We start from the raw sequence: 10,753 nt of genomic DNA on the forward strand, positions 1-10,753 counted from the left end.
AAAATGGAAACCATAACAATAGACATACTTAACCCAAAAGCAAAAGCACTTTTGAAAAACCTGGCGAGTTTAGAATTGATTAGGATTAGAAAGGATAATAAAAATTCTGATCTAGCGGATTTGCTAAAGAACTTTCGCAAAAATGCGGATAACGCACCAAGTATGGAAGAAATAACGGCTGAGGTAGAAGCTGTACATAAAGCCCGTTATGAAAAGTAAGAAAAAGACTTTCGACGCTGTAAAATTCATGCGGGAACAAAGAAACCGGATTTCAAAGGACATTATGGATTTAAGTCCTGAGGAAATTGTTGCCTATTTCGAGGGAAAAACAACAAGTGATAAAATGAATAAAAATGAATAGGTATCCAAGAAATACTGAATGCTGGGGATAATGACTTGAATTTTTATATGTCGTATTTTTCAGAATAATCATTGTATGAATTATTTTTCAAATTAATTTATCCTCTTAAAAAAAAAAGAAAATTAAAAATGCCTGAATTCGATCCAAATAAAAGATCTCTCGATCCTAGTTGGCTTTTAGCCCAGATTCAACTTCTTATTCATTCAGCAAAAATTCTTTCTGACTCCAGTTTAGTAATTTATGCCGCCTTGGAAACAAGAAACTTATTTGAACGTGTTGAATTTGAACTACTCGCTATAGGAGCAAAAGGAACCGAAACGGAAGATTTTTTAAGAGAAATCAGAGGTAAAACTGGTATTCAACAAACCAATAAAAAGTTTAAAATTCTTAAGTATAGATATCAATCTTTTTCAAGTGCGGCTACTAAAGCATTGTTTGAAGAGGGCAGCCTAAATAAATTTGATTTGAAAAAAACTGATGATTATTGTAATGATTTAGCCCAATATATACATACATATTCAAGGACATCAAAAGAGATGATTTTTGGGAGCAAATTCATCAACACTGGAATAAACTTAATTGAAAATTGCATTCATTATTTAAATACTGAATTCTTTGAATTATTTGATGGTGGGTTAACTTATGGTGCATTTGATTTTTCAACTTTAACTCCATCAGTTAAATTAGAATTTGAAAACTGGTTGAAGGGGGTAGATGAAGACGAGGAGGCTTTGCTCCAAAGATTAATTGAAATCAATAGTAAAGAGTTTAATGGAAAAAAGATCAAATTGAAATTTTCTGATTAACATTTAATTTAACTATCTTTTTTTATCTCCCACCCTTTTTTAATTTCCCAACCATTTCTCACCTCCCCCCTAGCGCCTTTCCGGGAATTCCCTATCTTTGCACCTTCAAAATTCCAAGCAATCAATGATTACTGTAGATAACCTCTCCCTCAAGTTCGGCAAAAGAACCTTATTTGATGAAGTAAGCCTAAAATTCACACCCGGCAACTGCTATGGTGTCATCGGTGCCAACGGTGCCGTAAAATCCACTTTTTTGAAAATCCTTTCAGGAGATCAGGACAGTACTTCGGGTTCTGTCCACATCACACCGGGACAAAGGATGGCAGTATTAAAACAAAACCACTTTGAATTTGATGAGGTAGAAGTGTTGAAGGCAGTTATCATGGGCCACAAAACATTGTATGCCATCATGGAGGAAAAAGATGCCATCTACCTCAAGGAGGATTTTTCGGAAGCTGATGGGATCAAAGCCTCAGAATTGGAAGCTGAATTTGCCGAAATGGACGGATGGAATGCTGAATCCGATGCAGCCTCCCTCCTATCCGGTCTTGGCATCAGCGAGGACCTGCATTATCTTAAGATGAAGGAACTTGCCGGTAACCAAAAGGTAAGGGTCCTGTTGGCCCAAGCGCTTTTTGGCAATCCTGACATCCTGATTCTCGATGAACCTACCAACGACCTTGATGCACAGACCATCAATTGGTTGGAGGATTTCTTGGTGAATTTCAAAAACCTGGTGATCGTGGTATCCCACGATCGTCACTTCCTCGATGCTGTTTCTACCCATATCGTGGACATCGACTTCAGCAAAATCAGGATATATTCCGGTAACTATACCTTCTGGTACGAATCTTCCCAATTGGCTGCCAAACAGAAGTCTGACCAAAACAAAAAAGTAGAAGAAAAGAGAAAGGAATTGCAGGAGTTTATTCTCCGCTTCTCTGCCAACGTCTCCAAATCCAAGCAAGCCACTTCCAGGAAGAAAATGCTTGAAAAACTCAATGTGGACGACATTCAGCCATCCACAAGAAAATATCCCGGTATCATCTTCAAACCTGAAAGAGAAGCCGGTGACCAAATCTTCATGACCGAAGGATTGGAGTTGAAGGATGAAAATGCCGTATATTTCAAGGATGTCAACTTGATGGTAGACAAGGGGGATAAAATAGCTTTCATCTCCAAAACCAAACAGGCAGTCACCAAGTTTTTCCAGACCATCATGGAGGAAATTCCAACTCAAAAAGGCAGCTACAAATGGGGCGTGACGATAAATAGAGCCTATTTACCCAATGACAATTCCAAGTTTTTTCAGACACAATTGAACCTAATCGATTGGTTGGGACAGTATTCCCAAAATCAGGAAGAGGCTTATGTCAGGACATTCTTGGGAAGGATGTTGTTTACAGGTGAGGAATCCTTGAAAAAATGCGCTGTGCTCTCCGGAGGTGAAAAGGTACGCTGCATGATTTCCAGGATGATGCTCCAAAATCCAAACCTCCTCGTCATGGATGAACCAACCAACCACTTGGACCTTGAATCCATCACGGCCTTCAACAACGCCATCATTGACTTTAACGGAACAGTCTTGATGACTTCCTATGACCATGCTTTTGTTTCCTCCACTGCAAATCGGATTATAGAATTCACCCCAAAAGGCACCATAGACAAAAGAATGCCTTACGATGATTACCTTGATTCGGAGGAAGTTAAGGCTTTGAGGAAGAAAATGTATAAATAGATGGAGATCTAACTTCCGGGCTGCAAGGGTGAGACCGGAGGACTTGACAAAAAGAAAAGAAGGAATTTCCAAAACTTGTCCCAAGCATCGAGGAACCAATATTGAAAAGAACTAAAATTGACTTGATGCTAAGTTTCGTGTCTTCACGAACCTCTTCTTTTTCGGAACTTTATTTCCTTTCCTCTAACCTTCCAAATTTGATTTACCATGCAATTACTGATCCTTAGGTTTAGAAAACTATTATATCAAGGTGGAATTGTAATTAAATCGTCCCTCCCTACGGGACTTGCCAAAACTAACTAATCATACCCACGGGTTAAAACCCGTGGCTATTATATGTTCCACTCCAATGGAGCTTGCGCCCGAAAGGTTTGTTAATATAGTCAGGTGATCTTACTAGAGCTGTAGGATTTCCTGCCATAGGCACGGTATGGGCGAAACATAAATTTCCTCTTGAAACTAATTACAATTAAGAAACTCCCGAATATTAAACTTTCTGCTGAAAGCTTCACAGCAAATGAAATCCCAAAAAATGCCGTAGGCATTGCCGATATTAAACTCATGCTAGGGTTCGCGTATTGTTGAGGTTCGTTTCAAATATTAGTTTGTGAAGACACACCAAGGCCAAAAAATCAATCCTCAATTTCCCCAAAAAGATTGTCCAAATCCTCATCGCTTATATCTGACTTTTCAGGTTTATCATAGATAGAAACCAGATAAACCGTTTCGGCAACAACTTTAATGAAAGTAATCACCCTTCCTCCTGCTCTTTTGCCTTACCTTTTGGATTTAATCGCGACTCGAATTTTGTAGAAACCTTTACCAATAGGGGTTCCCTGAAAAGGATTAATTATCAGTTCATTCCCCAATTTCTCTATTTATAAACGGAGTGAAGGGTATTTTCTAATCAATCTCTTTGATTCCCTATTAAAGTTTCTGACAACCTTTAATCTATATTTCATCAAGTTCTTTTAAAAATTCTTCAAATGGTTGTGCTTTCTTTCTCCCCTCCAAAACCTCCTTTAATTCCTTGACGCCTTCACGGATATTCTCCTTTACCTCCTCATCAGTGTCTTCCTCATATTCGTCTTCCTGTATCTTCACAAAGGAAAAATTCCGAATAATATCTTTGAAGAATGTAGCTTTTTATCTCCCCTTTCCAAAATCAATTTCATTATGATCTTCGCTATTTTCTTAAAAATTAAGAAATTTTCGAGCACAATTCCTTAAATTATGTCCTCCAACAAGTCCCACTTAACATGTACACCATCAGCAAACTTGGAAGCTTTTCCTGGATCAGGACAACCACATTGATTTTATTGGCTGCTGTTTTTTTTCCTTTTGTGATACACCTGATTCCTCCTATAAATGGCTTTCCTATCGGAGCCTATCTCTTACCCATGTTCTACATTCCATTCATTGCCCTTTTTTGGTACAATTGGAAAGTAGCCCTGCCTATAGCCATACTAGCCCCTTTGCTCAATTTTCTGGTTACCGGCAATCCGAATTGGGGATTTTTGGCGGTACTGACTTTGGAATTGACGTTTTTTACCGGAATAGCATTTCTCTTACTCATCCTTAAAACCTTTAAATGGATTGCAGCTCCTTTTGGATATATTGGATCTAAAGTGATTTCTTCCCTTCTTCTATTAGTCATCCCTATTTTGCCTGCTGCGCCTATGGATTTTTTCCTCGGTTCCTTGTCCCGTGCATTACCAGGGATCGGGATATTGTTATTGTTGAATTTCCTGCTTCTGAAATATGGAAATCCATCATGGAAAATCTCAAAATAAATCCTACCAAAAACCTCCTTCAATCATGGCAATTAAACAACCCTTATCCCTAACCATCATCCAACAAAGGCTGGACAGCTACCCCATTCCCCATGCAGATTTGGTGATTGGGATAGGGAGAGGTGGCGCCATACCGGCCCAGATGGTTGCTCAAAAAATTGGAGCAAAATTATTGGTGGTTCGAGTCAATTTTAGGGATGATGAAAATAATCCCCAAAGAGAAATGCCCGTTTTTTTGGAGGATTTGATGGTTCCTATGGAAAAAGGCTCAAAAATATTTTTGGTCGATGACGTATCGGTCACCGGAAAAACCTTGGAAACTGTCAAAGAGAAATTGAAAGGATTTGAGGTGATTACTCTTGTTTTCAAAGGAAAAGCAGACCATGTATTGTTCCCGGAAATCAACACTTGTGTGGATTGGCCTTGGAAAGCCCCAGAAAACCAAATCAGCGAAGTCCCAAAAGACAGAAGAGCTTTCCTCAAATCTCTGGCAGGCTTAACCGCAGGAATAATGCTTCCAATAACCGGAATGCCTCTTACCGATGATTTTGGAAATTCACTTTCAACCAAAAATACACCTGAAAAAGATCGATTAGGCGAATTGCTTCCCAAAAGGAAATTTGGAAAAACTGGCATTTCGGTCACCATGTTGGGCTTGGGTGGGGCGCATATTGCCCAAATGAGTGAAAAAGAAGCCCAAAAGACCATTGAGATAGCACTTGCAGGTGGTGTGAGGTTTTTTGACAATGCAGAATCCTATGGCAATGGTTTATCGGAAAAGCGCTATGGCATGTTCCTTACACCTAAATACCGTGATGTCGCCTTTATCCAAAGCAAATCAACCGCAAGGGATGGCAAAACCATGAGAGACCATCTGGAAGGCACCCTCAAAAAGATGAATACCGATTACTTGGACCTTTGGTTTATCCATGCTGTGGGCAGTCCCTCTGACGTGGATAGCAGGATCAAAAACGGTGTGCTTGACGTGGTACTGGAAGCCCAAAAAAGCGGAAAAGTGAAGTATGTGGGTTTCTCCGGCCATGCAGATTACAAAGCCCATCAACGAATGCTGGAGCGGACCGATGCCCTTCAGGTATGTCAGATGCCCATCAATGCCTTTGACCCCAACTACAAAAGCTTTATCAACAATGTCCTTCCCCAATTGATCAAAAAAGAGATGGCTCCGATTGCCATGAAAACCCTAGCCAATGGAGGTTTTTTCGGAGGCACCTCTCATTTCAATCATGGGGATAAACCAAGAATTGTTCCCAATGCAATAAGCGTGGAAGAAGCACTTTACTTTTCCTGGTCCCTTCCGATTTCGGTACTTGTAACAGGCGCGGACAATGCAGAAATGCTACAGGAAAAAATAGACATGGCCAGAAAATTCAAAGCATTGGACGAAAAGAAGCGAATGGCCTTGGTTGAAAAGGTGGCTGGTTTTGATGGGAGATTGGTGGAGTTTTATAAGGTTTGATTAAATACAGCCATGATCGATTACCAAGGTTAGTATATCCATAAACTCCCAAATTTTCGTTGATTTAATTTTCCTTTTCTTTAAACTCGATTCAATGTTTTAATCCAATTACTCTTGACCATTTTTAAATTTATTTTTTAATCGTCCGATCTCCTGTAATAAACGGGAGCATGGACGATAAATTAGGTTTGTGTCCTTTTTAACATCATTCTACCACACGCCTTTTAATTTTTCGATTCCTGAACTCAGCATCACACAAAGAAGTGATCTGATATAGGAAAAAGGCAGAATTTGGCTGGGTACAGTAGGAATGGAAAAAATGGTAAGGTTTTAATTTTTAGTAAGTCTATGAAAATCGGGAAACTGAATGGAAAAATTTTTTATATTGTCAATAAAAAACAATGGCAGATTCTTCTCTTCACACCATTCTTGGTTCGACCGGTAATATCGGAACTTCTTTGGCCAAAGACCTATCCGCTTTTACTGATAATGTTCGATTGGTCAGCCGCAATCCCAAAACCATCATGGGCAATGAAGAATTGGTTAAAGCGGATTTGCTCATTGAAGAAGATGTGGACAAAGCCATTGCTGGTTCGGGTACGGTGTACTTAGTCACAGGGATCACCTACAAGATCAAAATCTGGAGGGAACAGTGGCCTATCATTATGGAAAATGTGATCAAAGCCTGTATCAGGCACAATGCCAAATTGGTATTTTTTGACAACATGTACTGCTATGACCCATCACATGTCGGTCACCTTACCGAAGAAACTCCGGTAAATCCCCAAAGCAAAAAGGGCAAGGTTCGTGCTCAAATTGCACAAATGATTTTGGACAAAGTCCAATCAGGCCAATTAACCGCCATGATTGTACGTGCGGCTGATTTCTATGGTCCTGATGCCAAATTAAGTTTCTTGCACGAAGCAGTCATCAACCGGATGAAAGCCGGAAAAACAGCCCAATGGATGTATGATGGTAACCGCAAACATTCCTTTACCTACATCCCCGATGCCTCCCATGCCACATCGGTTTTGGTCCAACATGAATCCGCTTGGAATCAGGTGTGGCACTTACCCACTTCCAAGCGCTACCCGACTGTACAGGAAGTAGTCAATATATTGGCAAAGGAAATGGGAGTCAAACCAAAGCTTTCTATACTGCCTGCATTTATGGTGAGTATATTGGCGCTTTTTATCCCATTGCTGAGTGAAGTCAAAGATCTTCGCTATCAATTGGATCAGGATTATTGTTTTGATTCATCCAAGATTGAAAAGGCGTTTGGGCTTAAAGCGATTGAATTGGAAAAAGGTCTTAAAAAATGTTTATAGTTAATCATTTGAAAAATTTGAATAAAAATAGCGATTAATGAAACTCATCGATCATTAAATGATATCCATCTCACAATCCCCTACCCCAAACAAACTTAAAAGCGAGGAGTTCTATCTAAATCTTGGATTTAAAATAGTTTCGAATGATCCTCTGATAGTCAATGATGGTAAAGCTTATATTGAAATCAACACTGACCGATATGCAAGAGCAGGTGTCAAACTTTTTAAAAATAATTGGAAATCAGAAATCAGTAAACTTCAAGAAAATATAGCAATCACAACTTTCAGTGATGGATACCTTCTTGCGGACCCAAGCGGAGTATGGATATATCTGATGGAAATTCCTGCACCCGATTTCCCTGTATTAGAAGATAAAAGTTTTAGCATTTTAGGGAATTATGCAGGGTTAAGTTTGGAAACCACTGACATCCAAAGATCAATTAGGTTTTATGAAACATTAGGTTTCAAGATTTCCAGTGGATCTCTAGAACAAGGCTATGTTTCATTGGAAAGAGAAGACTTCATAATTTCCTTGATGAAACCACTTTCTTGTCCGCACCTCTTTTATAATCCCTCCTTGACCTATTTCAATGGAAAGGATAATCTGGCTGTTATCCAAAAAATCCGTGATCTCGAAATCCTAATCACTGAGGAAATCACCTATTTCAACAAAGAGGGAATCGTAGACAACATCATCATCAGGGATCCAGGTGGATTTGGGTTCTTTATATTCAGCGATTGACCAAATTCAATTTAGTGGTTTTCAAAGAAGTGCTTATCTTAGAAGGTCAAAATCGCACCAAATGAGATCTAAACTATTCATTTTCCTGGTTTTCCTAACCTTTTATTCATGCAGTGAGAAAACTTCTGAAACCGTTCCTGACTACCCTATCGTAGGTTATATCCATTTGGATAATGCTATTTTGGAAATTTCCGAAGTAGTCACAGACCTGGAAGTGCCCTGGGACATAGAAGCCAGTATTTCCGGTAAACTCTGGTTTACACAGGTTTCAGGTTCCGTCCATTTATTGGATTTGGAGACTGGTGTGGTCAAAGATATTTTTCAGGTTCCTGACCTGATCGCAAAGAAATCCTATGGACTTTTGGGGATGACAGTACATCCTGTAGAACCTTTGGTTTTCCTACATTACACTTTTGCAATTCCCAAACAAGGTCAGGAAGAAGAAATCAGATCGAGATTAGTCAGGTACGATTACAAAAAAGAGATGTTGATAAATCCAATGATCCTTTTGGACAGCCTACCTGGGGCTACTTTCCATAATGGTTCGAGGATTGTAATATCAGAAAATGATAAGCTGTTTTTTTCTTTGGGTGATGTGGGCAAAGTAAACCTGACCCAGGATGAAAGTTTTTTGGGTGGAAAAATCCTACGGATCAACCTTGATGGCAGCATTCCCGAAGACAATCCTTTTCCCAACAATCCAGTTTGGTCTATGGGGTTGAGAAACGCTCAAGGATTGACATTTGGTATAAACAATCAACTGTATGGTTCTGACCATGGTCCATTGAATGATGACGAGGTCAATTTGTTGGTTAAAGGGGGCAATTACGGTTGGCCTGATGTGCAGGGATTTATTGACTTGGAAAAAGAAGTGGACTATGCAAATAATGTGGCTGTCATTGAACCATTAGCTGCCTGGATCCCTACATTAGCTACAGCAGGATTGGCTTATTATGGGCATAATGATATTCCTGATTGGACCAATAGCCTGTTAATTGCCACGATGAAAGGCCAATCCATTCGGATTTTGCATTTGGATGATAAGGGAGAAAAAGTAAAAAGTGAGGATATTTTTATCCAAAAGCATTTTGGAAGAATCAGGGATATTGCTGTTTCACCCGAAGGAGAAATCTTTTTTTCCACAAGTAACAGGGATTGGCACCCCAGATTCCAACCTTGGTTGTATGACGGATTGCCCGAAGGTCCGGACAAGATAGTTAGAATCAGAAAAATGGCTGAAAATCAAAAGATGGACACATCTTTACCAGTATTTGCAAAGGAACTTGAGCCTATCAAATTAATGGATGAAAACTGGGCCTATCAAGTACCTGTCGAGATGGAAGCCGGGGCCAAATTATACACACAACATTGTCTTACATGCCATGGACCCGAGGGTAAAGGGGCTGAGGATTTGATCCCTTCTTTATCCCAAACAGATTGGGTGACGGGTGACAAAGGAAAATTGATCCGAGTCATTTTAAAGGGATTATCCGGAGAAATCACTGTCAACGGGCAAAAATACAATCAGGAAATGCCGGCTTATGACCATCTTTCAGATCAGGAAATTGCAGACTTGCTTACTTTTATCAGAAATGATTTCGGCAATAAATCAGGAGCTGTCATTGCAGGAGAAGTATTTGAAGAAAGAAAGGGGTTACAACACTAAAATTTATTGAAATCAAAAAAACACCAACTGCATCTATGTAAAATGGATACCGATTTAGACAAAATAAACCCTGGCTTAGGAATACTTATACTTATTTTATCTATTCAAAATATCCATACGCAAATTAGATAAAAACAAGAATTTCTTACCAGAAAATAGGCAATACTTACTTAACGGCATATTTTTATTGTTTAATAAGCATATTTTATTTAACTGTAATTCAGTCATTTATAAGAAAATTTTCACTTTTATAAAAAAAAGTCAATTTAAAATGTATAATTTTTAAAAAGTAATTTGTTACATTTAAAAAACATTTAACTTATGACAAAGTTAAATCACCCTAAATTATATTACTCAATTACCCCTAATAAATCACCTTATGCAGTGGGACAAAATCATTCTTGTTGATGACGACGCAGTGACATGTCAGGTCCATAAAAGACTTATTGACCATATTGGCTACAATGGAGAGGTAGTATTGCTTCCAGATGGCTCAAAAGCCATGAATTATATTCAATCAAATTTGACCCACCCCAAGGTCAAAAAGAAAAGAGGATTAAAAGACTTGGTATTATTGGACCTGCACATGCCGGGAACAAACGGCTGGCATTTTATACAGCAATTCATAAAGTTCGACAAAAAGACCAAAAACAAATTCAGAATTGTGATGGTCAGCAGTTCCATACATCCTGATGATATCGAACCCATCAAATTGATCCCTGAAATAGAAGAATATATCATCAAGCCACTTTCAGTGGATAGGTTAAAGAATTTGATTTACGGATAAAAATTAATAAAAAGTCTCCCTTAATAATTCCGCTTTGCTAATAGCAGAAAAATCA

12 protein-coding genes are annotated in these 10,753 nt (G+C 38.8%); 10 read left to right on the plus strand and 2 right to left on the minus strand.

Annotation, left to right across the window (positions count from 1 at the left end; translation table 11 throughout):
- From ACEW8U_RS22460 to ACEW8U_RS22475, 4 genes are all read left to right on the plus strand, one after another.
- Nucleotides 1-219: hypothetical protein (locus ACEW8U_RS22460; protein ID WP_373524297.1), on the plus strand; the 219-nt coding region annotated here is incomplete at its 5' end.
- Entirely contained in the window at nucleotides 209-361 is a 153-nt protein-coding gene (locus ACEW8U_RS22465) for a hypothetical protein (RefSeq protein ID WP_373524298.1), read from the plus strand. The genes ACEW8U_RS22460 and ACEW8U_RS22465, both read left to right, overlap by 11 nt.
- Before the next feature lie 128 nt (nucleotides 362-489).
- Nucleotides 490-1,167, plus strand: coding sequence for a hypothetical protein (locus tag ACEW8U_RS22470; RefSeq protein ID WP_373524299.1), 678 nt, complete (start codon nucleotides 490-492; stop codon nucleotides 1,165-1,167).
- A 124-nt stretch (nucleotides 1,168-1,291) separates the two neighbouring features.
- Complete coding sequence (locus tag ACEW8U_RS22475; protein ID WP_373524300.1) at nucleotides 1,292-2,905, plus strand: ABC-F family ATP-binding cassette domain-containing protein; 1,614 nt, start codon at nucleotides 1,292-1,294, stop codon at nucleotides 2,903-2,905.
- A gap of 632 nt (nucleotides 2,906-3,537) precedes the next feature.
- On the opposite strand, the gene ACEW8U_RS22480 is transcribed toward ACEW8U_RS22475, so the two are convergent.
- Together ACEW8U_RS22480 and ACEW8U_RS22485 are read right to left on the minus strand one after the other, a co-directional pair.
- Entirely contained in the window at nucleotides 3,538-3,660 is a 123-nt protein-coding gene (locus tag ACEW8U_RS22480) for a hypothetical protein (RefSeq protein WP_373524301.1), read from the minus strand.
- A 196-nt stretch (nucleotides 3,661-3,856) separates the two neighbouring features.
- Nucleotides 3,857-4,009: a hypothetical protein gene (locus tag ACEW8U_RS22485; protein ID WP_373524302.1), complete on the minus strand. Its 153-nt coding sequence runs from the start codon at nucleotides 4,007-4,009 to the stop codon at nucleotides 3,857-3,859.
- A gap of 155 nt (nucleotides 4,010-4,164) precedes the next feature.
- On the opposite strand from ACEW8U_RS22485, the gene ACEW8U_RS22490 reads away from it, so the two are divergent.
- The 6 genes from ACEW8U_RS22490 (at nucleotide 4,165) to ACEW8U_RS22515 (ending at nucleotide 10,698) form a co-directional block, all read left to right on the plus strand.
- Nucleotides 4,165-4,698, plus strand: a complete 534-nt coding sequence (locus tag ACEW8U_RS22490) for a hypothetical protein (protein ID WP_373524303.1) — start codon at nucleotides 4,165-4,167, stop codon at nucleotides 4,696-4,698.
- Nucleotides 4,699-4,723: 25 nt separating this feature from the next.
- Nucleotides 4,724-6,175, plus strand: a complete 1,452-nt coding sequence (locus ACEW8U_RS22495) for an aldo/keto reductase (protein ID WP_373524304.1) — start codon at nucleotides 4,724-4,726, stop codon at nucleotides 6,173-6,175.
- Nucleotides 6,176-6,576: 401 nt separating this feature from the next.
- On the plus strand, nucleotides 6,577-7,503 hold the full coding sequence (locus tag ACEW8U_RS22500; RefSeq protein WP_373524305.1) for an NAD-dependent epimerase/dehydratase family protein: 927 nt from the start codon (nucleotides 6,577-6,579) through the stop codon (nucleotides 7,501-7,503).
- 58 nt (nucleotides 7,504-7,561) lie between these two features.
- Nucleotides 7,562-8,245 carry a VOC family protein gene (locus tag ACEW8U_RS22505; protein ID WP_373524306.1) on the plus strand — a complete coding sequence of 228 codons (684 nt, stop codon included), beginning with the start codon at nucleotides 7,562-7,564 and terminating at the stop codon, nucleotides 8,243-8,245.
- Between the two features lie 61 nt (nucleotides 8,246-8,306).
- Complete coding sequence (locus ACEW8U_RS22510) at nucleotides 8,307-9,911, plus strand: PQQ-dependent sugar dehydrogenase (protein WP_373524307.1); 1,605 nt, start codon at nucleotides 8,307-8,309, stop codon at nucleotides 9,909-9,911.
- Between the two features lie 379 nt (nucleotides 9,912-10,290).
- The gene (locus ACEW8U_RS22515) at nucleotides 10,291-10,698 is read left to right on the plus strand and encodes a response regulator (protein WP_373524308.1); all 408 of its coding nucleotides are present in this window, start codon (nucleotides 10,291-10,293) and stop codon (nucleotides 10,696-10,698) included.
- Nucleotides 10,699-10,753 lie beyond the last annotated feature (55 nt).

Origin of the sequence: Aquiflexum sp. (assembly GCF_041751335.1) — a bacterium.
GTDB lineage: Bacteria > Bacteroidota > Bacteroidia > Cytophagales > Cyclobacteriaceae > Aquiflexum.